Source organism: Sphingomonas sp. YR710 (assembly GCF_900101455.1).
Lineage (GTDB): Bacteria > Pseudomonadota > Alphaproteobacteria > Sphingomonadales > Sphingomonadaceae > Rhizorhabdus.
The window spans coordinates 206,270-229,424 of sequence record NZ_FMZJ01000006.1 but is presented as its reverse complement, the minus strand read 5'-3'; the positions used below and the strand labels follow the sequence as shown (position 1 = coordinate 229,424).

The 23,155-nt window shown below is 64.4% G+C and carries 21 protein-coding genes; 11 read left to right on the top strand and 10 right to left on the bottom strand.

Going from position 1 to position 23,155, the window contains the following annotated elements; genetic code table 11:
* Window positions 1-47 precede the first annotated feature (47 nt).
* From BLS13_RS09630 to BLS13_RS09615, 4 genes are read left to right on the top strand one after another with little or no spacing between them, the layout of a single operon-like run.
* A complete protein-coding gene (locus BLS13_RS09630) occupies window positions 48-1,256 on the top strand; it encodes a trans-sulfuration enzyme family protein (protein ID WP_093451654.1) in 1,209 nt (402 codons plus the stop codon).
* 31 nt (window positions 1,257-1,287) lie between these two features.
* On the top strand, window positions 1,288-1,686 hold the full coding sequence (gene apaG, locus BLS13_RS09625; RefSeq protein WP_037524322.1) for a Co2+/Mg2+ efflux protein ApaG: 399 nt from the start codon (window positions 1,288-1,290) through the stop codon (window positions 1,684-1,686).
* On the top strand, window positions 1,683-2,465 hold the full coding sequence (locus BLS13_RS09620) for a LysR family transcriptional regulator (protein WP_093451653.1): 783 nt from the start codon (window positions 1,683-1,685) through the stop codon (window positions 2,463-2,465). Before apaG ends, BLS13_RS09620 begins: the two co-directional genes overlap by 4 nt.
* A gap of 13 nt (window positions 2,466-2,478) precedes the next feature.
* Window positions 2,479-2,718, top strand: coding sequence for a hypothetical protein (locus tag BLS13_RS09615; protein WP_371128198.1), 240 nt, complete (start codon window positions 2,479-2,481; stop codon window positions 2,716-2,718).
* Between the two features lie 193 nt (window positions 2,719-2,911).
* On the opposite strand, the gene BLS13_RS09610 is transcribed toward BLS13_RS09615, so the two are convergent.
* The 7 genes from BLS13_RS09610 to BLS13_RS09580 all read right to left on the bottom strand — a co-directional run bounded on the left by BLS13_RS09610 (window position 2,912) and on the right by BLS13_RS09580 (window position 10,919).
* Window positions 2,912-4,015, bottom strand: a complete 1,104-nt coding sequence (locus BLS13_RS09610) for an NAD(P)/FAD-dependent oxidoreductase (protein WP_093451650.1) — start codon at window positions 4,013-4,015, stop codon at window positions 2,912-2,914.
* Window positions 4,016-4,040: 25 nt separating this feature from the next.
* On the bottom strand, window positions 4,041-5,102 hold the full coding sequence (locus tag BLS13_RS09605; RefSeq protein WP_093451649.1) for a type III polyketide synthase: 1,062 nt from the start codon (window positions 5,100-5,102) through the stop codon (window positions 4,041-4,043).
* Between the two features lie 99 nt (window positions 5,103-5,201).
* The gene (locus BLS13_RS09600) at window positions 5,202-6,806 is read right to left on the bottom strand and encodes a TPM domain-containing protein (protein WP_093451647.1); all 1,605 of its coding nucleotides are present in this window, start codon (window positions 6,804-6,806) and stop codon (window positions 5,202-5,204) included.
* 9 nt (window positions 6,807-6,815) lie between these two features.
* Complete coding sequence (locus BLS13_RS09595) at window positions 6,816-7,658, bottom strand: DUF3667 domain-containing protein (RefSeq protein WP_093451646.1); 843 nt, start codon at window positions 7,656-7,658, stop codon at window positions 6,816-6,818.
* Window positions 7,659-7,766: 108 nt separating this feature from the next.
* A complete protein-coding gene (gene parE, locus BLS13_RS09590; RefSeq protein ID WP_093451644.1) occupies window positions 7,767-9,749 on the bottom strand; it encodes a DNA topoisomerase IV subunit B in 1,983 nt (660 codons plus the stop codon).
* Between the two features lie 184 nt (window positions 9,750-9,933).
* Window positions 9,934-10,236 (bottom strand): I78 family peptidase inhibitor, encoded by a 303-nt coding sequence (locus BLS13_RS09585; protein WP_093451643.1) that lies wholly within the window; start codon window positions 10,234-10,236, stop codon window positions 9,934-9,936.
* A gap of 5 nt (window positions 10,237-10,241) precedes the next feature.
* The gene (locus BLS13_RS09580) at window positions 10,242-10,919 is read right to left on the bottom strand and encodes a GcrA family cell cycle regulator (RefSeq protein WP_093451729.1); all 678 of its coding nucleotides are present in this window, start codon (window positions 10,917-10,919) and stop codon (window positions 10,242-10,244) included.
* A 63-nt stretch (window positions 10,920-10,982) separates the two neighbouring features.
* Here BLS13_RS09580 and BLS13_RS09575 point away from each other — a divergent pair, with 63 nt between their 5' ends.
* Window positions 10,983-11,810 (top strand): ABC transporter permease, encoded by an 828-nt coding sequence (locus BLS13_RS09575; protein ID WP_093451642.1) that lies wholly within the window; start codon window positions 10,983-10,985, stop codon window positions 11,808-11,810.
* Between the two features lie 3 nt (window positions 11,811-11,813).
* On the opposite strand, the gene BLS13_RS09570 is transcribed toward BLS13_RS09575, so the two are convergent.
* A complete protein-coding gene (locus tag BLS13_RS09570) occupies window positions 11,814-12,572 on the bottom strand; it encodes a class I SAM-dependent methyltransferase (protein WP_093451640.1) in 759 nt (252 codons plus the stop codon).
* 165 nt (window positions 12,573-12,737) lie between these two features.
* Here BLS13_RS09570 and BLS13_RS09565 point away from each other — a divergent pair, with 165 nt between their 5' ends.
* A complete protein-coding gene (locus tag BLS13_RS09565) occupies window positions 12,738-13,640 on the top strand; it encodes a LysR substrate-binding domain-containing protein (RefSeq protein WP_093451639.1) in 903 nt (300 codons plus the stop codon).
* A 112-nt stretch (window positions 13,641-13,752) separates the two neighbouring features.
* Here the strand turns inward: BLS13_RS09565 and BLS13_RS09560 are convergent, their stop codons facing one another.
* Window positions 13,753-14,745, bottom strand: a complete 993-nt coding sequence (locus BLS13_RS09560; protein WP_093451638.1) for a hypothetical protein — start codon at window positions 14,743-14,745, stop codon at window positions 13,753-13,755.
* 201 nt (window positions 14,746-14,946) lie between these two features.
* Between BLS13_RS09560 and BLS13_RS09555 the strand changes: the two genes are divergently transcribed.
* From BLS13_RS09555 to BLS13_RS09540, 4 genes are all read left to right on the top strand, one after another.
* Window positions 14,947-16,137: an aspartate aminotransferase family protein gene (locus BLS13_RS09555; RefSeq protein ID WP_093451636.1), complete on the top strand. Its 1,191-nt coding sequence runs from the start codon at window positions 14,947-14,949 to the stop codon at window positions 16,135-16,137.
* A complete protein-coding gene (argF, locus tag BLS13_RS09550) occupies window positions 16,134-17,063 on the top strand; it encodes an ornithine carbamoyltransferase (protein WP_093451635.1) in 930 nt (309 codons plus the stop codon). The genes BLS13_RS09555 and argF overlap by 4 nt, the downstream gene beginning before the upstream one ends.
* Before the next feature lie 199 nt (window positions 17,064-17,262).
* The gene (locus BLS13_RS09545) at window positions 17,263-18,174 is read left to right on the top strand and encodes an Hsp33 family molecular chaperone HslO (RefSeq protein WP_176943519.1); all 912 of its coding nucleotides are present in this window, start codon (window positions 17,263-17,265) and stop codon (window positions 18,172-18,174) included.
* Between the two features lie 68 nt (window positions 18,175-18,242).
* Window positions 18,243-19,784, top strand: a complete 1,542-nt coding sequence (locus BLS13_RS09540; protein WP_143011921.1) for a helix-hairpin-helix domain-containing protein — start codon at window positions 18,243-18,245, stop codon at window positions 19,782-19,784.
* 391 nt (window positions 19,785-20,175) lie between these two features.
* On the opposite strand, the gene BLS13_RS09535 is transcribed toward BLS13_RS09540, so the two are convergent.
* Window positions 20,176-21,006, bottom strand: coding sequence for a 23S rRNA (adenine(2030)-N(6))-methyltransferase RlmJ (locus BLS13_RS09535; protein WP_093451631.1), 831 nt, complete (start codon window positions 21,004-21,006; stop codon window positions 20,176-20,178).
* 350 nt (window positions 21,007-21,356) lie between these two features.
* Between BLS13_RS09535 and BLS13_RS09530 the strand changes: the two genes are divergently transcribed.
* Window positions 21,357-22,886 (top strand): ArnT family glycosyltransferase, encoded by a 1,530-nt coding sequence (locus tag BLS13_RS09530; protein WP_093451630.1) that lies wholly within the window; start codon window positions 21,357-21,359, stop codon window positions 22,884-22,886.
* Window positions 22,887-23,155 lie beyond the last annotated feature (269 nt).

The window sequence follows — 23,155 nt, the reverse complement described above, 5'->3', positions numbered from 1 at the left end:
ACCAAGCGCATTGACGGAGCCGCCCCTCGCGCGGCAAAGCAAATTTCATGAAGAAACTTACCGGCCAGGATCGCAGCATCACCACCAAATGGCGGCCCGCCACGCAGGCTGTGCGTGGCGGTACCGCGCGATCGCATTTCGGGGAGACCAGCGAAGCGATCTTCCTCACTTCCGGCTTTGCCTATGATTGCGCGGCGGATGCGGCGGCGCGGTTCGCCGGCGAGCAGAAGGGGATGACCTATTCGCGGCTCCAGAACCCCTCCGTCGAGATGCTGGAGGAGCGAATCGCGCTGATGGAAGGCGCCGAGGCTGCGCGTTGCATGGCATCGGGGATGGCGGCAATGACCGCCGCGCTGCTGTGCCAGCTGAGCGCGGGCGACCATCTGGTGGCGGGGCGAGCCGCTTTCGGATCGTGTCGCTGGCTCACCGACACACTGCTGCCGCGCTTCGGCATCACCGCGACGATCGTCGATGGTACCGACAATGATGCGTGGAAGGCGGCGATCCGGCCCAATACCAAATTATTCTTCTTCGAAACGCCGGCTAACCCGACGCTGGACGTCGTCGATCTCGAGGCGGTGTGCCGGATCGCGAAGGATAGCGGCCTGAAGACGGTTGTCGACAATGCCTTCGCAACCTCGCTGTTGCAGCGGCCGATGGATTATGGCGCGGATATCGTGGCTTATTCGGCGACCAAGATGATGGATGGGCAGGGGCGCGTGCTGGCCGGAGCCGTCTGCGGGACGAACGAGTTCATCAACACGACTTTGCTCGCCTTCACCCGCAATACGGGGCCGACCCTGTCCGCATTCAACGCCTGGGTGGTGCTCAAGGGGCTGGAAACGCTCGATCTGCGGATCAACCGGCAGAGCGAAAATGCGCTGAAGGTTGCGCGCTTCCTCGAAACGCGCGTGCCCCGGACGCTTTATCCGGCGCTCGAAAGCCATCCGCAGCACAAGCTCGCGATGAAGCAGATGTCGGCCGGTGGCACGATCATCTCGATCTATCTCGATGGTGGCAGGCCGCAAGCCCATGCTTTGCTCGATGCGCTGGAATTGGTTGATATCTCCAACAATATCGGCGATTCTCGTACGCTGATGACTCATCCCTGCTCGACCACCCATGCGGGGCTGTCGGCCGAAGTGCGCGCCGAAATGGGCGTGGAAGAAGGGATGTTGCGTCTAAGCGTGGGGCTGGAAGATCCGCTCGATGTGATTGACGATTTTAATCGTGCGCTGACGGCGATCGGCTTGTGAGGGGCACGGGAACATGAACGGACTGTCGGATATGAACGGACTGTTCTCCTATAGCGCGCAGACACGGGGCGTGATCGTGCGGGTTTCGGTATCGTTCATGGCCGAACAGTCGGAGCCTGCGCGGGGCCGGTGGTTCTGGGCCTATCATATCCGGATCGAGAATGTCGGCACCCAGGCGGTGCAATTGCTCACGCGCAAATGGGTGATCACCGACGGGCGGGGCGGGCGTCATGATGTGCAGGGCGAAGGTGTGGTCGGCGAACAGCCGGTGATCGAGCCCGGCAAGAGCTATGACTATGTCTCCGGTTGCCCCTTGCAGACGCCGACCGGATCGATGGAAGGCAGCTATCATATGATCGCCGAGGATGGGTCGACTTTCCAGGCGGCGATTCCGCGCTTCTCGCTGATCGGTCCCGCGGTCGCGCGATGAAGCGTACTCACCTTCCGCTCAACGGCCTGCGCGTGCTCGATGCGGCGGCGCGGCATCTGTCATTCACGCGCGCGGCCGATGAACTGGCGGTAACGCCGGCGGCTGTCGGTCAGCAGATCCGGGCACTCGAGGATACGCTGGGCGTCGTGCTGTTTCGCCGTACGGCCAAGGGGCTTGAACTCACGCCCGAGGGTGAAGCAGGGCTCGAACCGCTGCGCGCGGGATTCCTGGAGTTTGAGGAAGCGGTCCGTGCGATGCAGGCCGGCCAGTCCTCGAAGACGCTGACGATCGCCGCGCCGCGCGACTTCACCGCCAAATGGCTGGCGCCGCGGCTCGCCGATTATGGCCGGTCCGATCCCGATCTGCGCTTCATCCTGCTCTCGTCTGATGAAGGGCTCGATTTCACCCAGGCCAATCTCGATCTGGCGATCAGCTATTCCGAGGGGCCTGGCGAGCATGAGGGCGTCAAGCTGTCCGACGGCGCGATCGTCACGGTGGGGCCGGCGGATGGCGCGCCGATAGCCTGGCCGGGTTGCCCGGCAGGCGACAAGGGTGCGGCTCTCGCGGTGGCCGATGCCGGTCTCGCGATCGATGCTGCGGTCGCCGGTTTCGGATCGGCACATGTTCCGGCGTTGCTCGCCGCCAACGATATCGCCGCGGGGCGGATCGTCGCACAGGGTGATGCGGTCGCGACCAGCCGCACCTATTGGCTGGTGGCGCCGACGCCGCAATGGCGGCAGAAGAAGGTCAAGGCGCTGGTTGCGGCGCTGACCGCATAAAAGGACGTGGCTCTTGCGTAAGATAATGATCCTTCTGCCGCTGGTGATGCTCGGCGGCTGCGTGAGCACGGCGAAGACGGTCGTGATGGCGCCCGTCCATGTCGTCAGCAAGGGCGTCGACTGGGCCACGACGAGCCAGGACGAAGCCGACCGCAAACGCGGCCGCGAGATGCGCAAGCAGGAAAAGCGCGACGAGAAGGCACGGAAGCGCGCCGAAGAAGAGCAAAGGCGCGCGGCCGAGCGCGGGAATTGAGGCGCGCAGAATTTGGATTTACGCCATTTGTGAACGACTCCAGGGTGTTTCTCTTTAAAACTGTTACAAAAGAACGATATATAAGTAATTGAAGTCAATACATTTTATAGAAAAATCGCGACGAAATTTTTTTCGAACCAGCAATCGTTTCCGATGCAGTTTCTGTACCCTATTTGTTCCTCGATGTGAAGCGTCATCGCGATCCGACCCGCGTTGCGGATGCGGCCAGCCGCACCAGTCCGGGACAATGACCAAGCAAAGCGATTAGAGGACCCGCCGCCCGGCCATTTTCACCTGCCCCGCGCAGCAGGCCGGCGAGCGCGAGCGGCCTTCGGACATGGCGGCTGAAGCCGTGCTGAAAATCGAGGGCGCCTTGCGGGCCATTGGCGAGGCAGGCCGCGCTCGCCCGACAGGCGCTCGCCAGTGCGATCGCGATGCCGTCGCCCGCGAGACTGGCGATGACCGCGGCCTGATCGCCGAGACGGAATATGCCGTCGACGCCGGTCTGTTGCCGCCAGCCATAGGCAATGCGGGCGATGCTCGACCATGATCCGGTCGAAACCGCCATGTCCAGCCGCTCGCCCAGGCGCGGTGCATCGCCCAGAGACGGGATCAACGTCTCCGGCCGGCCGCCGGCATCGCGCAGTCGCGATTGCGCGATCGACAGGCAGAGATTGGCATTGCCGTCTTCCTGCAACAGCAGGCCGGCATAGCCATGGCGGAACAGGTGAAGTTCGATCACGCCGGTCAGTGCGGTGGTGAGGGCGGGCGACGGCGTGATGGCGATCCTGAAGCCAATTGCGGGATCCGATCCGGGCGCGTCGACGGGCCGACCTCCGCCGCGAACGTCATGCTTGCCGGTCGCGATGAACAGTCTGTCGGATTCGAGCACCGTGCCGTCGGCGAGATCGAGTCGGCGCGCCGCGAGGTCGATCGCGCGGACGGTCACGCCCCGCTCGACGGCGGCGCCTTCGCGCGCGGCCATGCCGATCATGGTCGCATCGAGCGTGCGGCGCGAGAGGCCGGCGGCGGCGAAGGGAAGGTGGGTCTCCATTTCGCGCCCTCCCGCGACCACGCGTATGCGATGGATCGGGTGCGCGCCCAGCAGGGCAACGTCGATCCCGAGCCGGCCGAGCAAAGCGATAGCATCGGCGCCCAGAAAGCCGCCGCAGACCACATCATGGGCCTCGCGCGTGCGCTCGATCAGCATCGGCCGCGCGCCGCCGCGCGCCAGCAGGATCGCTATAGCCGATCCGGCAGGGCCACCGCCCGCAATCAGCGGATGCGGGAGGCGCATGCGCGGTGCGGTGGGTGCTGCCGGATCATATCCGGCGCAGTGCGAAACCCTCGGCGGCGAGGCCCGGGCCGAAGGCGATGGCGATGCCATCTTCCATGTCGGGCTGAGCCATCAGCGCATCGAGCACGAACATCAATGTCGATGAGGACATATTGCCGAACCGTTCGAGCACGTCGCGCGATGCGGCAAGCGCGGGATCGGGCAGAGCGAGCGCGTGTTCGACCGCATCAAGGATCGATCGTCCACCCGCATGGACTGCCCAGCCGCGAATGTCCGCCGGCGACCGGCCGCCAAACAGCCGTTCCCGGAAGCGGGAGTCGGCCAGTGCCGTGCCGATGCGAGCGGGCACTTCGCCCGACAGGTGCATCGCGAAACCCTGATCGCCGATCGTCCAGCGGATCAGGTCGGCGCTATCGGGCAGGGTCGCGGCGAAGAAGCGTTCGATCGCAAGTCCCTGCGGTCGGGCACTGACGAGCGCGGCCGCGGCACCATCGGCGAACTGAAGCATTGCCAGCAGCGGCTCGATTTCGCGCGCATCCTGCAAGTGGAGCGTCGATAGTTCGACGGTAACGACCAGCACGCGCGCAGCAGGATCGGAGCCGGCGATATAATGCGCGACGCGGAGCGCGGCGACGGCCGCATAGCAGCCCATGAAGCCGACGAGGGTGCGTTCGACGTCGCCGCCCAACCCGAGTTCTGCCGCGATGATCTGGTCGATGCCGGGCGCAACGAAACCGGTGCAACTGGCGACCACCAGATGGGTGATGCGATCGATCGCAACCTGCCTGGCCAGCGCGGCGATCGCCTCTAGCGCCAGCGCGGGGGCGTCGACGGCATAGGCCGCCATTCGTTCCGACGTGGGGGGAAGCCGGTCGTGATAGAATCCTCCGGCATCGACTGGCGATCCGCCGCCTGCCGATTTCGGCAGCACCGACCAGCGGTGCGTAATCCCCGATCGCCCGGCCATCCGCGCGAATAGCTTGCGCTCGCGATCGTCGGCGATGCGCGGCGTGGCCCAGGCAATGAACGCCGCGTGGATGTCGTGGGTAGGAACGGCGGTGCCGATGGCGTGGATATGGGCGGTCATCGGCTCGTGCGGGTCTCTCTTCAGCCGGATGAACGTGCTACCGACCGTTTGTGTCCCATCCGCAACGAAATGCAAGAGGGGTGCGTCTTCGCGGGGCGATCAGATCGGATCGTAGCTGAAAAGCCAGAGTGCCGATGCTTGCCGGTTGCGGTCGCCGGTTTGCTGGAGGCGCCCCACCACCGTATAATGTTGGCCTGCCCTGAGCTTGCCGGAAGGCATCAATCCCGCAATCCGCGGCGATACATAGAGGATCACCGGATAGCCATCGTCCGTCTTCATGCTGACGGCAGTATAGCCGAGTTCGCCGCCGAGGATACGGCTGTTGGCCGAGCCGATCCCGGTGGGCGGACCGAGGCTGGTGATGCGTCCGCTGACCCGCAGCAGGCTGCCCAGCGGCTGATCGGTTTCGGGATTGAACGGCCTTTTGGTCCGTAGCCGATCGGCCTCTACCTGGTGATAATGGTCGAGCAGCTGCCCCAGCGTTGGATATTGGATCGTCCATCGGGTGTGGCTGGCGTTCGACAGGGTGAAGGAGAAGATGTTGAAGAGGTTGTCGGTCCAGCCCTGGCACCCGTCGCCGTCATCGCAATAGTGCCAGGCGGTATCGATCCAGTTGAGCAGCTGGGTATCGGGCTTGGAAAATTCCGCCTCCTTGGCGAGACCGGGGCCGAAGGCGACAGCGGCTTGCCTCTGGCGGGGAGCAACGACCACGACTGCGCCGTTGCCGACGTCGAGCTTGCCGACACGCAATTGCCGCATCATCGCCCAGGCATATTCGCTGGCCGACATGCCGTGCAGATCGTTCACGACGAGAATTGAGAATTCGACGCCAACATCCTTGGCCAATGCATAGAGTTTCGCCTCCATCGCCCTGGTTCGCACGGGATCGAGCTTGCCGGTTTCATCGACCACGAAATGGCCATATTTGAAGGGGATCGACCCCGGTGCGGGCAATGCCCTGATCGCGCCGGAAGCCATATCCATGCCCGGGATTGCCGATGATGGGGTGACCGGTACTGCGCCGGCATCGCCGCAGTGGCTACCGCCCGACTGCTGGCAGGATTCGATCCAGCCCTGCCGGATCGCATCTGCGCGGTGCTGCTTGTCGGGGTGGGTAGGCGTGCCGTGATCGGCCCCAACGGTCAGGATCATCTGCGTCGCGGAACTGAGCGGCGCCCCCATCTTCTGGAGAATGAAGCCGCTGAACTTGTCAGCCTCCAGTTCAATTTCCGGGCGGCTTCCGCCGGGCGTAATTGTGTGACCGGACAGATGGTGGGCGATCTCATGCGCCATGATGCTGATCGGCCCCCACGGATTGCCGCCGACCTCGGCTTCGGCCGTCGACATGAATTTCGGGTTGAATGCTATGACCCGCCGGGGGACCCGATTCTGATCGAGAAGAATAACCGCCGCCGCATTGTCGACCGGCCCAGAGACGACGATGAAATTGGCAGGAAGGCCGGTAAAACCCATGATTCGATGCACGGCTGCCGAACATTCGTCAGGCGCGTTGCCTGCCAGCGAGGTGGCGTCGGCAGTGACAGGCTTGCCATCGTACGAGCAGGCCTGCAGTGTCGAGGCGATGGCTTCGACTTTGTCCGACCCCGATAAGGCGGTCGCGGCCTGATCGCTCTTCGAGTGGCAGCCCGGCAGCAGCAATAGCGCCAATGCCGTTGCGGCCGGAGCCATGGATGTCCATTGCATATCGCCTCCTCACCCTGACCGACTGACCAGCCACAGGATGGCCGACGCATAGATACGCAAGAGTATCCATGCCGATCCCGCATAGATAAGACAGGCCGAGGCCAGCCTGGGCCAATCCGACTTCAACGCCAGCAGAAAGAATTGTTTGTACGCAATGCCGACGATCAGGATTTTTATGGCAGGGACATAATATTGCGATGCCATCTTATGCCAACCGATGAATTCCGGATCGTTCCAGATCAATGTCGGCAGGAGATTGATTATGATCAGCCCGAGGATGATATTCTGGCAATAGAGCGCCAAGACTATGTGCTCGATGAAATTATAGCCGAGCCGTTGCCGGAATATGATCCACGATCCCAGGAAAATAGAGAAAATGCCGAGCGAGAAGCTCCAGTTCGCATAAGCGATCACCCGTTCGGCCATGCGATCGACGTCGCCATTGCGCCCGGAGAAGCCATATTGGATGAAATAGCGGTTGGCGGCGAGCATGAGCACCAGCACGGCCACAAGGGCGACCAGCAGCTTCAGCGGGTGCATATGCGAACGGCGCCGGCCGAGCACATATTCGCGGGCAATGCGGCCCGGCGAGACGATCAGACGGGCAAGCGTTCCAACCGACCGGAATTCGAACAGTCGAAGCCGATCCCAGCTTTCCCTGCCGATGTCGCGCCAGGCGAGCCGCTTCGCTGCCTTCTGGCCGCAGGCCCCGCAATAGGGAGTGGTGAGCGAATCGCCGCAATTGCGGCAGACCTGGCTGGCGAACCAGCGTTCGTCGACGGCCCCGTCCGGGATGACTGGTCCGGCTCTGGCGCCGAAGGCGACGTCGACCGCCCGACGGAAAATCAGCATTGGATCCCTCAGCTGGCTCTGGCGAACATTCCCTGAACGAAACACGGAACACGCGGCGGAGTTGCAATGCGGGGCCAGCTTTCTCGTTGAAGGGGTCGAAAGCCTTCGTCAGGCGTCGATCGCCTCATCATCGACCATCGCCGCATTGGCCTGGATGAACGCAAAGCGATGCTCGGGATTTTTGCCCATCAGCCGCTCGACCAGATCGCGCACGCTGGCACGCTCCTCATATTCCTGCGGCAAGGTGACGCGCAGCAGGGTGCGGGTCTTGGGGTCCATCGTGGTTTCGCGCAACTGCATCGGATTCATCTCGCCGAGGCCCTTGAAGCGCGCGACTTCGACCTTCTTGCCTTTGAACTCCTTGGCCTCGATTTCGGCGCGATGTTCGTCATCCATCGCATAGACGCTTTTGGTGCCGGCGGTCAGCCGGTAGAGCGGCGGGCGGGCGAGGTGGAGGTGGCCGCGGCGGACGATGTCTGGCATCTCCTGAAAGAAGAAGGTCATCAGCAGGGTCGCGATATGCGCGCCATCGACATCGGCGTCGGTCATGATCACGACCCGCTCGTAGCGCAGCAGATCCGCGTTGCATTTGTCGCGGGAGCCGCAGCCGAGCGCCTGGATCAGATCGGCGATCTCCAGATTGGCCGAAATCTTGGCGCTGTTCGCCGAGGCCACGTTGAGGATCTTGCCGCGGATCGGCAGGATTGCCTGCGTCTTGCGGTCGCGCGCCTGCTTGGCCGACCCGCCGGCGCTATCGCCTTCGACGATGAAGATCTCGGTGCCGGTCGGATCATCGTTCGAACAGTCGGTGAGCTTGCCGGGCAGGCGCAGCTTGCGGCCTGATGTGGCGGTCTTGCGCTTGATGTCGCGTTCGGCCTTGCGGCGCAGCCGTTCGTCCATGCGATCGAGCACGAAAGCGAGCAAAGCCTTGCCACGCTCGACATTGTCGCCAAGGAAATGATCGAAATGATCGCGCACCGCATTTTCGACGAGGCGCGCCGCGTCGGGCGAGGTCAACCGGTCCTTGGTCTGGCTCTGGAATTGCGGATCGCGGATGAACACCGACAGCATCTGTTCGGAACCAACGACGATATCGTCGGCGCTGACATCCTTCGCCTTCTTCTGCCCGACCAGTTCGGCGAAGGCGCGGATGCCCTTCACCAAAGCGGTGCGCAGGCCCTGCTCGTGGGTGCCGCCGTCCGGGGTCGGGATCGTGTTGCAATAATAGCTATACGATCCTTCCGACCATAAGGGCCATGCGACGGCCCATTCGACCGAGCCCTGCGCATCGGGAAAATCATGCTTGCCCATGAAGAAGCCGGTGGTCGCGCATTCGCGGGTGCCGATCTGTTCGGCAAGATGATCGGCGAGGCCGCCGGGAAACTGGAATACCGCATCGGCGGGCGTGTCGTCGGTGATGACGCTCGGATCGCAGCGCCAGCGTATCTCGACGCCGGCATAGAGATAGGCCTTTGATCGGGCGAGCCGCATCAGCCGGGAGGGCCGGAACTTCGCAGCCTCGCCGAAAATCTCGGTGTCGGGGGTGAAGGTGACGCTGGTGCCGCGCCGGTTGGGGGCCGCGCCCAGCTTTTCGAGCCCGGTGACAGCGAGGCCGCGCGAGAAGCGCTGGCGATACAGTTCCTTGTTGCGCGCGACCTCGATCACCGTGTCGCTGGACAAGGCATTGACCACCGAGACGCCGACGCCATGCAGGCCGCCGCTGGTGGTATAGGCCTTGTCGCTGAACTTGCCGCCCGAATGGAGCATGGTCATGATCACTTCGAGCGCCGACTTGCCCGGAAATTTGGGATGCGGGTCGACCGGCATGCCGCGGCCATTGTCGATGATGGTCAGCCGATTGCCGGCGGCGAGCGATACCTCGATCCGGGTGGCATGGCCGGCGACCGCTTCGTCCATCGCATTGTCGAGCACTTCGGCGGCAAGATGGTGGAACGCGCGCTCGTCGGTGCCGCCGATATACATGCCGGGGCGGCGGCGCACCGGTTCGAGCCCTTCGAGCACCTCGATGGATGAGGCGTCGTAATTTCCGGAACTGGTGGAAGGTGCGGAAGCGAAAAGGTCATCGGCCATGGGGAACGTATAGGGGGTGATGGGGCACGATGACAACATAATCACCCCTCCCTTTTAGGAGGGGATTGAGGGACGGGTCGCGAGTGAAGCGAGCGTCTGCGCTGGAGCCAAGTGCGCCTTCGGTGGCATCGAGCCACGTCGGTCGCTACCCACCCCGGTCCCCTCCCTTGGCAGGGCGGGGGAGCTAGCCGCAGGTCACCGCCACGATCTTGCCAGTGTCGTCCAGCTTCAAATTCAGCCGGTCGCCGCGAAAGTCCATCGTCACGGCCATGCCTGGCCTGATCACGCGCACCAGATCGGCATCGGCGGCCTTGCGCGCAGCCTCGATGACTTCATCGCCGACCTTCCCGACGAACGATTGCGCCGAGGCCGCGCTGCAGCTCGGTGCCAGATCGGCGGGTGGTGCCAAAGCGGTGCCGGGTTTGCCGAGCGGTTTCGCGCAGGCACTGCTGGCGAGCAGCAGGCCGATCAACGCGAGCCGACGCATGGCGGTCAGCGGACCCGCGGGCCGCCGAAGGGCAGAGGCGGCGGCGGACGGCGATCGCGGCGCGGGAGCTGCGCCTGGTACGCCACCGAGCAATGGTTGAGGCAATAGGGAAAGCCCGGATTGATCGGCTGGCCGCAGAAATGGAAATCGGGCTCGCCCGGATGGCCGAGCGGCCATTTGCAGATGCGATCGTTGAGATCGAGGAGGCTCGTCTTGTCGGCCATGTCCGCCGAGGGCTTGGCGGGCACCAGCCGGCGCGGCGGAGCCGGCGTGATCGGAGCGGACTGCTCGCCCGGGGTCTGGCGCTGGAAGCCGCCGGGTCCGATCGAGCGGATCATCGGCTGGGGCGGCGGTGGCGGTGCCGCGACGACGGGGGCGGGCGGTGGCGGGGTCGGCTCGACAGGAGCCGCCGTAACGACAGGTTTTGGCGGAACCGGCGCGGCCACGGGTACGGGGCGTTCGGCAACGGGCGCAGGGGCAGGGGGCGCGGCGGGCGCTGCGCTGGCTACCGCATGTTCGCCACCCTTGACCGGCGACGGGCGCGCTTCAAGCCCGAGGCGGTGCGCCTTGCCGATCACGGCATTGCGGCTGACGCCGCCCAGTTCGTCGGCGATCTGGCTCGCCGTCATGCCCTGACCCCAGAGCTGCTTGAGCTGATCGATCCGTTCGTCCGTCCAAGACATATTCATTCCTCGGCTTCGCCCGCATCTTGCGAGCGGGCCGGTGAGCCGATAGGCGAAGAGCCCATGAGCGACCAGCCCAAAAATATCATATACTCCGCCCCCGGCGTGCCGGTGATCCCGTTCATCAACTGGGGGGGAATGCGCGCCCTCTATGTGAAGGAGGTCAGGCGTTTCTTCAAGGTGCAACTGCAAACGATCTGGGCACCGGCGATCACGACCCTCCTTTATCTGGTGATTTTCACGGTCGCGATGGATCGTGGCAGCCATCTGGTGCTTGGCGTTCCGTTCGCGACCTTCGTGGCACCCGGCCTGATCATGATGGGCATGATGCAGAATGCTTTCGCCAATGGAAGCTTCTCGCTGCTGTCCGGCAAGATGCAGGGAACGATCATCGACTATCTGATGCCGCCGCTGTCGGCCGGCGAAGTCATTGGCGCGCTGATCGGTGCGGCGGTGACGCGCGCCGTGTGCGTCGGCTTTGCCGTCTGGCTGGTGATGCTGTTCTGGCCGGGCGTCGAGGTGATGCCCGTTCATCTGTGGGCGATCGTCTGGTTCGGGATCACGGGGTCGATGATGCTGGCCTTTCTGGGACTGCTGACCTCGATCTGGGCGGACAAGTTCGATCATGCCGCCGCGATCACCAATTTCGTGGTGGCGCCGCTTTCGCTGTTGTCGGGTACCTTCTATTCGGTGGAGAAGCTGCATGCCGGCTTCCGCGCGTTCAGCCATGCCAATCCGTTCTTCTACGTGATCTCGGGCTTCCGCTACGGCTTCCTGGGATCGGCGGATTCGCCGATCCTGATCGGATCGATCGTGCTGCTGGTGGTCAACGTCGTGCTTGCGGCGGTCAGCTACAAATTGTTCGCCGCCGGGTGGAAGATCAAGAGCTGAGGATCATGCCCGCGCCTCGAACAAGGCGACGTCGACCATGAAGCTGCCATCGTCCGCAATCTCGAAGCCGCGTTTCACGCCCTCCGATGCCGCGCGCTGAAGCGCCCGGATCGCGATAATATGGGGTTCCGGCGTGTGCATCCGGGCAACCCAGGACGCGAATTCCATCGCAAGCCGATGCGTTGCGACGGCGTCGATCGTGAAGCCCGCGCGGCCCAATGCCGCCTGCCATTCGTCGATCCGGTAATCGCGGACGTGACTGGTATCGCGCAACAGTTCGACGGCCTGCAAATGGGTGTCGAGCAGGGGATGCGCGGGCGCCACCACATCGCTGAAGACCGCGCGACCGCCGGGCTTCAGCACGCGCCGGGCCTCGCGCAGCCCGGCGTCGAGATCGTGCCAATGATGGGCGGTGAAGCGGCACAGCAGCAGATCGAAGCTGGCATGCGCAAAGGGCAGTGCTTCGGCGGCGGCCTGCCGGGTCGTCAGGTTGCCGATTCCGCGCCGCGTGGCCTCCGCTTCGACAGCATTGAGCATTTGCGGAGAGAGGTCGCAGGCGATCACTTCCGCCACATGCGGCGCGGCGCGATAAGCGACATGGCCGCCGCCGCAGCCCAGATCGAGCACTTTGGCATGGGGAAAAGCCCGAGCGATCGTCTCGATCCTGTCGAGATCCGGACCGCCCGCATGTGTGGGGCTCGCAACATAGGCGTTCGCGCGGGGACCGAACTGGCGGTCGACGACGTCATCATGGGTCTGCATGGCGGGGGCCTTCAGGAAAAGCTGCGGTAGAAGACGCTGGCGGTGATGGCGGCAGCGCCCGCGAGGCGGATCGGCATGTTCATGCGGTGGCGATTGCCTTGGTGGTGATTTCGGGACAATGTGGATTATCTATCCTGTGGTATCGGATAATCCGAAGGAACGCCGATGCGCTTCGATCTTGCCGACCTTCGCCTGTTCGTCGCGATCGTCGAGGCGGGCAGCATTTCGGCGGGGGCCGAGGCGGCGCATCTCGCGCTTGCGTCGGCGAGCGCACGGGTGAGCGGGATGGAGGCGATGCTGGGCACGGCCCTGCTCTCGCGCGGACGCCGCGGCGTGACGCCGACGCCGGCCGGCACGACCCTGCTCCATCATGCGCGGATCATGACGGCGCAGGCCGAGCGGATGCGCGGTGACTTGCGCGCTTATGCGAGCGGATTGAAGGGCGGGATTCGCCTGCTGTCGAACACCGCGGCGCTGGTCGAACTGCTGCCGGCGGCCTTGAGCCGGTTCCTGGCGGCCTACCCCGATATCGACATCGACATGGAGGAAAAGACGAGCGCGGACATCGTGCTCGCGGTGGCCGAGGAACGCGCCGAATTCGGCGTGGTGGCGGACAGCGCCGACATGGGGCGGCTGGAGACGATCCCGTTATGCGCCGATCGGCTGACTTTGATCGCCGCTGCCGACCACCCGCTGGCGGCGCGGACGGCGGTGGCGTTTGCCGATGTGGTGGAGGAGCCGTTCGTGGGGCTGAGCGCCGGCGCGCTTCACGGGCATCTCGCCGATCAGGCGGCGCGGCTCGGCCGGCGGATCACTTATCGGGTGCGGCTGCGTAGCTTCGACATGGTCGCGCGGATGGTCGAGGCGGGCATCGGCATCGGCATATTGCCGCTCGCCGCCGCCGAGCGCTGCCGCAGCGACGGGCTTGCCATCATTCCTCTATCCGATCCGTGGACCCAGCGGCGACTGACGATCTGCGCGCGACGGTTCGGCGATCTGAGCCGGCATGCGCGGGCGCTGGTCGAGGAGATCGAGCGGCAGGCGGAAGCGATCGGGCCGGCCGGTTGATCGGCCCATATGTGCCAGAATAAGTTTTGATTATGCGGCGCCCTCGGACGCTTTTCGATCCTCCCCCTGGCGGGGGAGGATGGATAAAATATATAAATCAATATCTTATCGTCTAAAAGGTGACGCCCATCGATAGCCGCAGATCCTGCGCCGGCAGTTCGGCATCGATCGGCCGGAAATTGCTGAACCGTGCGCCGAGCGTTACCCGGCCGCGGGTCGCGCTGGTGGCGAGGCTCAGTTCGTCGCCGTTGCGCAGGGCGATGCCGTTGGCGGCGAAGCGGCGGTAGCTGGTCTGGGTCGAGGAGAGTTCGGTCAGATCGAACGCGCTGCCGATTTGCCAGAAGGTCGGTGCGCCGGCGGCCGGCGTTGTCAGCGAGCCACTTTGTCGGATGTAGCCAAGGCTATAGTGTAGCTTCACATCCTCGCCGATCTGTCGGTTGCCGCTGAAGCGCGCACCATAGACCTGGTTGACGAAGCGGAAGTCGCTGCTGGCGGCACGGCGCTGATCGATCTGATAGGCATAGCCGGAGAAGGTGCCGATCGGATTCTTCCAGTCGAGCTTGGCGAACAGATTCGCGCCGCTGACCGTTTCGGGGAGTACGCCATTGTCCGCGCGTGCCCACAGGCTCCGGCTTGCCCAGGCATAAGCCAGGTCGGCCGTGAGGTTTGGCAAGCCTTTCCATTCGATGCGGGCCGCGTCGAATGTCTGCTCGCCGTCGCGATCTCCGGTCAGGCTGGCATCGGCGAGGCCGAGCTGCTGGCGGCCGACGGCGACGACGGTGGCCGGCAGGCCTTGATATTGGAGGCGAAACTGGTTGAGCTGGAGGGCTTCCGGCGTTCCCGGACGTGCGCCGGTCGCCGCCGCCTGATTGGCACGGCGCACCGTCAGAGCCGCATCGCTTTCGGCCAGTAACGACCAGGGGCCGGTCGACAGGGCAACGCCCGGCCGCATGCGGAACAGCATGGCATCGCCGCCAGCCAGCAATTTATCGGCGGCGAATTGCTCATAGCGAAGCTGCGTCCCGAAGATCGGGTTCAGCTGGATATCCTGCGCCATGGCCGGGCTGGCCAGGACGATCAGGGCAAAGGGCAAAAGACGACGCATAAGCGACCTGTGATCGACACGATTCCGGGGATTGCCGTCGCTTTTAGCAGATGCCGGCCGGTGCGGACAGCCGCGGTGCGACGAACCGTTGACGAGGGCGGGGTGGCTTCACTATATGCGCGCTCCGACAGGCGGCCGGGATGGCCGCCTTTTTGCATTTCCGGAGCTTTTTACAGCGTTCACGACGAAGGAGCAGTACCGATGACGATCACCCCACTGATGCCGGTTTATCCGCGGTGTGGCGTGCGTCCGGTGCGAGGCGAGGGCTGCTACCTGATCGGCGAACGCGGCGAACGCTATCTGGATTTCGCGAGCGGCATCGCGGTCAACATATTGGGCCATGGCCACCCTGCTGTGGTGAAGGCGATCGCCGATCAGGCGGCGACGCTGATGCACGTCTCCAACCTCTATGGCAGCCCGCAGGGCGAGCATTTTGCCGCGCGGCTGGTCGAGAAGACCTTCGCCGACACGGTGTTCTTCACCAATTCGGGGGCGGAAGCCGTCGAATGCGCGATCAAGACCGCGCGCCGCTACCATTATGTCAACGGCAGCCCCGAGCGCACCAAGATCATCAGCTTCTCGAGCGCGTTCCACGGCCGGACGCTGGGCACGATCAGCGCGACAAACCAGCCCAAGATGCGGGACGGATTCGAGCCGCTGCTGTCGGGCTTCGAGGTGGTGCCGTTCAACGATCTCGCCGCCGCGACCGCGGCGGTCGACGAGACGACCGCGGGTTTCCTGGTCGAGCCGATCCAGGGCGAGGGCGGAATGACGCCATCGAGCCATGAATTCCTGACCGGTCTGCGCAAGCTGTGCGACAATCATGGCATGTTGCTGATCCTCGACGAGGTCCAGTGCGGCTATGCCCGCACCGGCCTGTTCTTCGCGCATGAACATTATGGGATCACGCCCGATATCATGGCGGTCGCCAAGGGGATCGGCGGCGGTTTCCCGATGGGCGCCTGCCTTGCCACCGAGGAAGCGGCCAAGGGCATGATCGCGGGCACTCATGGTTCGACCTATGGTGGCAATCCGCTGGCGATGGCGGTGGGTGAGGCGGTGATGGACGTCGCGATCAACGACGAATTCCTCGCCAATGTCCGCGCGAAGGGCGAACGGTTGCGCGCCAGCCTGGAGCAGCTGATTCCCAATCATGACCATCTGTTCGAAAGCGTGCGCGGCGTGGGGCTGATGCTGGGCCTGAAGCTCAAGGAGAGCGCCGAGAGCCGTGCTTTCGTGGCGCATCTGCGCGACAATCACGGATTGCTGACGGTATCGGCGGGCGAGAATGTCGTGCGCATCCTGCCGCCGCTGATCATCGAGGACAGCCACATCGCCGAATGCATCGAGAAATTGTCGGCGGGCGCGCGGGATTTCGAGGCAGCGGCATGACCCGGAATTTCATCGATCTTGCCGATGCCGGCACCGACGCATTGATCGCGATGCTGGAGGCCGCGCGCGCGCGCAAGCTTGCGCGAATCGGCTGGCCGAAGGGCACGCCGGATGCGGACGCACCGCTGGCCGGCCACACGCTGGCGATGATCTTCGAGAAGAACAGCACGCGTACCCGCGTGTCGTTCGACATGGCGATGCGCCAGCTTGGCGGCACCACGATCGTGATGGATTCGGGATCGATGCAGCTCGGCCGCGGCGAGACGATCGCCGATACCGCGCGGGTGCTTAGCCGCTATGTCGACGCGATCATGATCCGTACCGACGATCATCAGAAGGCCGCGGATCTGGCGAAATATGCCACGGTTCCGGTGATCAACGGGCTGACCGATCAATCGCATCCGTGCCAGATCATGGCCGATCTGCTGACCGTGCTCGAATATAAGAGCCGGATCGGCGGGCTCGAATGGGCGTGGCTGGGGGATGGCAATAACGTCCTCCACTCGATCGTCGAGGCGGGCAGCTTGTTGAAATTCCCGGTCCGTTACGGTTGCCCGGATGGCTATGATCCGGCGGACGACGTGATCGCGGCGGCGCGGGCGCGCGGCGGCGTGGTGCGTTGCGAACGCGAGGCGGAGGCGGCGATCGCCAATGCCGATGTTGTCGTCACCGATACGTGGATCTCGATGGGGCAGGCGCATGCCGAGGAAAAGCTCGCCGCGATGATGCCCTATCAGGTGACCGCCAGCCTGATGGTCAAGGCGAAGCCAGACGCGATCTTCCTCCACTGCCTGCCCGCGCATCGCGGCGAGGAAGTGACCGACGAGGTGATCGACGGCGTCCAGTCGGTGATCTGGGACGAAGCCGAGAACCGCCTGCACGCGCAGAAGGCAGTGCTGCTGTGGTGTCTGGGGAAGCTCGATTAGCAGAAGGCCCGCTGACCCGGCACTTTACCGTCATTCCCGCGAAAGCGGGAACCCACGGTTACGGCACACTCGAATCTGCAGGTGCCGCTGTCCATGGGTCCCCGCGTTCGCGGGGATGACGATGAGGGGGATGGAGGCGTGCAACTGGAATTTCACGAAGCCGATCCAATATAGCTGCGGACGATGAGGTGACCTCCTGATGACCGACATTTCCGCCACCCGGCTCGATATCGCGCTGGGCTTCACGATTCCTGCCCGCCATGCGCGCGGGCGGCTGGTGCGGATCGGGCCGTTGCTCGATACGATTCTCGCCGGCCATGGCTATCCGCCGGTGATCGAGCGCGTGCTGGCCGAGGCGCTGATGCTGGCGGCTTTGCTCGGCTCGACGCTGAAGGATGAAGCCGGGCAGCTCACCCTGCAGGCGCAGGCCGAGGGCGGCGTGATCGATCTGCTGGTGGCCGATTACAAGGCCGGCGAAATGCGCGGCTATGTGCGCTTCGATGCCGATCGGCTGGCCGAGGCGCCGGTCGATCCGTCGCTGTTCGCCCTGTTCGGCAAGGGCTATCTGGCGATCACCTTCGATCAGATGGTGAGCGGCGAACGCTATCAGGGGATCGTTCCGCTGGAAGGCGCGTCGCTGGCCGAGGCGGCGGAGAGCTATTTCGGCCAGTCCGAACAATTGCCGAGCCTGGTCAAGCTGTCGATGCGGCGGCTGCCCGATGGGCGGCACATCGGCGGCGGCATGCTGATCCAGCATCTGCCGGAAGGCGAGGAGGGGCGCGATCGTATCCATACCCGGCTCGATCATCCCGAATGGGATCATGTCCGCGCGCTGGCGCAGACGCTGACCCTCGATGAACTGACCGACATTTCGCTCGAAATGGACCGCGTATTATGGCGGCTGTTCAACGAGGAGGATGAGGTGCGCACGCTGGCGGCAGTGCCGTTGTCGCGCGGATGCCGGTGCAATGCCGAGCATATCCGATCGGTGATCGCCCGCTTCCCGACCGATGAGCGCGCGGAGATGGCCGACGAGGCCGGCGAGATCCATGTCGATTGCGCGTTCTGCGCGATCCGATTCTCGCTGGCGCTGGAGTCGTTCGCCGCCTGATCGATTGCGTGAGGGCGCCGCCGCCGCTTATGATAAGGTGGTCCTTCGGCAAGGGGGCGGCGGCGGACATGATAGCCTTTCGCATCGTCATCGGCATGATCGGGCTTGTCCTTGCGCCATCCGCGCTGGAGGCCGCGCGCCATGCCCGCCCGCCTGTGGCCAGCGAAACCTATATCCTGATCGAGCCGGTTCGTGACGGCGGCGGCCATGCACGAACGATGCAGACGCCGGACGGGCGGGTGGTGCCGCTGGCGCGCCGGATCGTCGGCGGAAGCCTGAGCGAGGCGATCCATGCCGCTCTGCGGATCGCCATCGGCCCGTTGCTGCCGGCGCTCGATGCGGATGCACGCGCGCGCAGCCGCTATCCGAACCATTGCCCCGATCTGGGTGCCGGCATCTTCATCTATCTGTCCGACGAGGACGGCGGCTTTGCCCGCAAGGATCTGTATCTGCAGGAGGGCGCAAGCGCGCCGCGGCTCTGCGAGGATCATTATATCGATATCACCGCCGACGCCGGCTCGATTGCGAGCGGCGAGTTCGAGGAGGTGCTGGCGCATGAATATGGCCATGTGCTGTTGCGCCGGCTGCTCGGGCCGATCCCCGCGACGCCATCGCGCACACCCCATTCGGTGCTGGCCGTCACCGATCCGGTGACCGCGTTCGATGAAGGCTTCGGCATATCGATGCAACCGCTCGCGGCGCGGCTGACCGCGACGCCGGGCTTTCGCGCGCGGATCGAGCGGCGCGATCCGCCGTCGCCGCGCGATTTCTGGTTCAGCCGCCACGAGACCTGGCTGCGCGAGACGGCGGTGCCGAATGACGACTTCGTGTTCGAAAAGCCCGAGCCGGCGGCTGGCGCCGATCCGCGGGAGGCATGGACGGCTTCATTGGTGTCGGCACAGATCGATCCCTGCCGGCTGAAAAACGGCAACCGGATGCTGGCGTCGGAAGGCGTGGCGGCGACCTTCTTTTATCGGCTGGTCAATGACGGTCCCGAGCCGCCGACCGAGCGGCTGCACAAGCTGGCGGCGGCGCTCGCGCATATCGGGCGGTGGACCGACGCGCCGATGATCGCCTTCATCCGTGGCTGGGGCGAAGCCTTTCCGCCCGAGCGGATGCCGGCGACGCGCCTGTTCGTACAGACTACCTATGGTGCAACGGCCTCGGACGCCGCGATGCAGGCGGCGGCGACGCTCTCGTGCAAGGGGGCTGGCGCCGCGCTCGACGATTTCGTGGACGGACTCAAATCCGTGCGCGCAGGGCAGGAGCGGCTGGTGGGCGATATCGTCGGCGGTCGCCTGGCGATCGATGCGGCGATTGGACCCGGCCTGTGGATCGCTGATCGGGCGGTGCGGATACCGGCGCAGTTCTGGAGCACGACACCGGGCCTGCCGCTGGTGCTCGATCTGAACAGCGCATCGGCCGCAGACCTTCGGCTGATGCTCGATGCGGGGCCGCTGGCGGATCGGATCGTTTCGGCGCGCGCCGAGGGGCGGTTCCGGTCGTTCGACGATCTGTTCGATCGGGCGCGGCTGCTGTCGATGGAGCGTCGGCGGATCGAAGGGCTGGCGGCCGCCTATCAGGCCTTGCCGCGTTTCGTGCGAGAATAAGGCGGCACGAAATTGGCGCCATCTGGCAGTGCGTGGAAGGCTACTATGGCGGGGTGGGGACTTATATCAGCGGCCCTTAAGCCTCACCCGTCATCCCAGCGAAAGCTGGGATCTCTTTTCCTTCTTTTCCAGGATCATAAAGAAGCGTGAGATCCCAGCTTTCGCTGGGATGACGAGTCAATGGTTTCGGCCGTTGGTATTAGCTGCCGTTCCCTGTGCCTTGGGTATCGACTGCTCGGACCTGCCAGCGTTCACCGGTGAACGTGGAGCACAAGCAGCGATGGTCACCAGCGAACCGCCGACAGCGAGCGAATCTCGCGAGATATGCTTTGTGTGCAAACCGCAGTGCGGCAATTCCTCCTTTGGGAGAAAAGGGGCGATCAGGTTTATCTTAATCGCCCAACCAATCGGTCGCGATCTCGCCCCTATGCCCCTCGGGCGCCAGCGCGGCGCGCAGGGCTTCCAGCAGAGGCGGCAGCGCCTGCGTGAAGGCGTAGGGCGGGTTGACGATATAAAGGCCCGCGCCGTTGTAGATGCCGGACTGATCACCATCGTACAACCAATGCTCCAGCCACAGCAATTTCGGGATGCCGAGCTTGCGCAACTGCTCCTTCCACCGCCAATGCGTGGCGCGGTCTTTCAGCGGATACCAGATCACCGTCACGCCATGCGCCCATTTGCGGTAAGCCGCGGCGAGGGTGGCTGTGATACGAGCGCGTTCGTCCGGCTGCTCGTAAGGCGGATCGACCACCACCACGCCGCGCGCGGTGCGGGGCGGCAGCATCGCCAGCCAAAGCTCGTAGGCGTCGCGCTCATGGACGGCAGAGGATGTGCCGCGCATCACGCCGCGCAGGGTATAGACTTCCTCGGGATGCTTTTCGTTCAAAATCAGCAAATCCTGCGGGCGCAGAAGCTGCGCCAGAATCTGCGGCGAGCCGGGGTAGAGGTGCGGCTCGGGCCCGACATTCACCGCCTGCACGGCGACGCGGTAGTCGTCCAGCAAGGGGTTCGGGTCGGCAAAGGCCCGCAGAACGCCGTGCGTGGACTCGCCGGTGCGTTGGGCATCCTCGCCTTCAAGGTCGTACAGCCCGCAGCCGGCATGGGTGTCGATCAGAGTCAGCGCGCTCTGCTTTTGCTGCAAGGCCCGCACCAGGGCAATCAGCAGGCTGTGCTTCACGACATCGGCGCTATTGCCAGCATGGAAGGAATGGCGATAATTCATTGTGACTAAAAATCCTGTCGATCTGCCTTTTTATGAGCTGCTGGGCGCGAAAGCCCGAGCGCTGGGCGGTTGAAGTACCATTTCGGTGCTCGTATAGAGTCGGGCGGAAGCCTTCAAAGCACTTTTGCGCGATGCCTCAAGCCCGCGTTAGCGAGCGGCACTGGAGACGGAGACATAAGGCTCTGAACCGCGCCGTGTTCGCGAACGGCAACAGTTGATCGTCAAACGGCCCTGGAGCACTGGCTATATGATGCGGGTGAACTTTACCGCGCATCAGGGGGTGTCTGCAAAACATATAAACGCCAAAAATATGGTTCCGGCCGACCCGCCCCGCCGGTAGGGGATGACGGGTGGCGGCGCATATTCCGCGCCGGCAGCGGGGGCAGATGAGCGCGACGACCGAAACCGATCGAAGACGGCAATGGGCGCTGGCCGCGCTGTTGATCCTGGCGACGGCTTTTGCCGCGCGGGTGAGCGAGTTCGGCAATCCGTTCAGCGACGTGGACGAGAATTTCTACCTGCTGGTCGGCGACCGGATGTGGCACGGGGCCTTGCCCTATGTCGACATATGGGATCGCAAGCCGATCGGGCTGTTCCTGATCTATGCCGCGATCAGGCTGCTCGGCGGTGCGGGTTTCTATCAGTATCAGATCGTCGCCGCATTGTTTGCCGCGGGAACCGGCTTCATCGTCGCGCGCATCGCCGCGCCGATGGCCGGGATCGTGGCGGCGACATGGGCCGGGATGCTCTATGTCCTGCTGATCGGGCTGGTGAGTGGCGGCTGGGGCGGGCAGGCGCCAATCTTCTATAACCTGCCGGTCGCCGGCGCGGCGCTGATGGTCCAGCAGCTCGTTCTCCGCAAGGAGACGGACCCGTCGCGGGTCCGGCGGGCAGGGTGCGCCGCGATGCTGCTGCTCGGGCTGGCGATGCAGATCAAATATACGGTGATCTTCGAAGGGATCTTCTTCGGGCTGGTGCTGCTCTGGCGATCGTGGCGGACGTCGGGCGCGACAGGCCGGCCGATCGTCGATGCGCTGTTATGGATGGCGATCGCGCTGCTGCCGACGGCGCTGGCGCTCGGTTTCTACGCGCTGCACGGCGAAGCGGGGGCCTTCCTCTATGCCAATTTCCTGTCGATCGGGCAGCGGGCGAGCGAGCCTGGCGCCGAATTGCTCTATCGGCTCGGCAAGGCCGGGCAAATTTCAGGCATCCCGTTATGCGTGGTGGCGCTGTCGGCCTGGCTGAAACCGTGGCGACGGTTTGAAGACGGGCCGGCGGCGTTCGGCTTCGTCATGGCCTGGCTCGGCGCGGCGCTTGCGGGCTATTTCGCGTTCGGGACGTGGTTCGATCATTATGCGCTGCCGGTTTTCGTGCCGATGGCGGCGGCCTGCGCACCGGCCTTTGCCCTTCGCCGGCGCCATGCCGGGGCGATCATCGCGCTGATCCTGCTGCTCGCGGCGGGCACCGCGGATATGCTGATCCTGCGGAACAATCGGAACAAGCATGGCGATGCCGCGCTGGCCGCAGCGATGGTGGCGGCAATCAGGCCGCGCCTCACCAATTGCATGTTCGTCTGGGGCGGGGATGCGATCCTCTATCATCTGACCGGATCGTGCATCCCCAGCCGTTTTGCCTTTCCCAGCCACCTGTTTCTGAAACGCGAAGCCGGGGCGATCGGCGTCGATCCCATCGCCGAGATCCGCCGCATCCTCGCGACCCGCCCGAGCGTGATCGTCGACGAGACGCCGCGCGACGCCGAGGATGTGCCGGCGGCGCTGGCGGTGGTGGCGGCCGAGATCGCGCGTTCCTATCGGCAGGTGGCGGCGTTTCCGATGAAGAAGTCGACGATCGTCGTTTATGAACGGGTCGACAGGCGCTGAGCCTGTCGTGGGGGAGGCATGTGGCCACCTTATACCGGCAGGCCTTATACCAAGAGCCATTGAGGACGACTCTTCACCCCTCCCCTTCAGGGGAGGGGCCGGGGGTGGGGCCTCTCCCCCCCGCTGCGCCAAGCTGATAGGCCCCACCCCAACCCCTCCCCTGAAGGGGAGGGGCTCATGGGTTCTGATCGATGCACTTTGGTATTACGTGGGAGAGGGCTTTTTAACGTTAGCGCACAGGGGCCTGCGCTGGGATGACGATGATTATC

Coding starts and splice junctions, on each gene's coding strand:
- apaG (WP_037524322.1), top strand. CDS start 1,288: ATGAACGGACTGTTCTCCTATAGCGCGCAGACACGGGGCGTGATCGTG.
- BLS13_RS09610 (WP_093451650.1), bottom strand. CDS start 4,015: ATGCGCCTCCCGCATCCGCTGATTGCGGGCGGTGGCCCTGCCGGATCG.
- BLS13_RS09585 (WP_093451643.1), bottom strand. CDS start 10,236: ATGCGTCGGCTCGCGTTGATCGGCCTGCTGCTCGCCAGCAGTGCCTGC.
- BLS13_RS09595 (WP_093451646.1), bottom strand. CDS start 7,658: ATGCTGATTTTCCGTCGGGCGGTCGACGTCGCCTTCGGCGCCAGAGCC.
- BLS13_RS09600 (WP_093451647.1), bottom strand. CDS start 6,806: ATGCAATGGACATCCATGGCTCCGGCCGCAACGGCATTGGCGCTATTG.
- BLS13_RS09580 (WP_093451729.1), bottom strand. CDS start 10,919: ATGTCTTGGACGGACGAACGGATCGATCAGCTCAAGCAGCTCTGGGGT.
- BLS13_RS09545 (WP_176943519.1), top strand. CDS start 17,263: ATGACCGACATTTCCGCCACCCGGCTCGATATCGCGCTGGGCTTCACG.
- BLS13_RS09565 (WP_093451639.1), top strand. CDS start 12,738: ATGCGCTTCGATCTTGCCGACCTTCGCCTGTTCGTCGCGATCGTCGAG.
- BLS13_RS09575 (WP_093451642.1), top strand. CDS start 10,983: ATGAGCGACCAGCCCAAAAATATCATATACTCCGCCCCCGGCGTGCCG.
- BLS13_RS09540 (WP_143011921.1), top strand. CDS start 18,243: ATGATAGCCTTTCGCATCGTCATCGGCATGATCGGGCTTGTCCTTGCG.
- BLS13_RS09570 (WP_093451640.1), bottom strand. CDS start 12,572: ATGCAGACCCATGATGACGTCGTCGACCGCCAGTTCGGTCCCCGCGCG.
- BLS13_RS09535 (WP_093451631.1), bottom strand. CDS start 21,006: ATGAATTATCGCCATTCCTTCCATGCTGGCAATAGCGCCGATGTCGTG.
- parE (WP_093451644.1), bottom strand. CDS start 9,749: ATGGCCGATGACCTTTTCGCTTCCGCACCTTCCACCAGTTCCGGAAAT.
- BLS13_RS09560 (WP_093451638.1), bottom strand. CDS start 14,745: ATGCGTCGTCTTTTGCCCTTTGCCCTGATCGTCCTGGCCAGCCCGGCC.
- BLS13_RS09555 (WP_093451636.1), top strand. CDS start 14,947: ATGACGATCACCCCACTGATGCCGGTTTATCCGCGGTGTGGCGTGCGT.
- BLS13_RS09620 (WP_093451653.1), top strand. CDS start 1,683: ATGAAGCGTACTCACCTTCCGCTCAACGGCCTGCGCGTGCTCGATGCG.
- BLS13_RS09630 (WP_093451654.1), top strand. CDS start 48: ATGAAGAAACTTACCGGCCAGGATCGCAGCATCACCACCAAATGGCGG.
- BLS13_RS09605 (WP_093451649.1), bottom strand. CDS start 5,102: ATGACCGCCCATATCCACGCCATCGGCACCGCCGTTCCTACCCACGAC.
- argF (WP_093451635.1), top strand. CDS start 16,134: ATGACCCGGAATTTCATCGATCTTGCCGATGCCGGCACCGACGCATTG.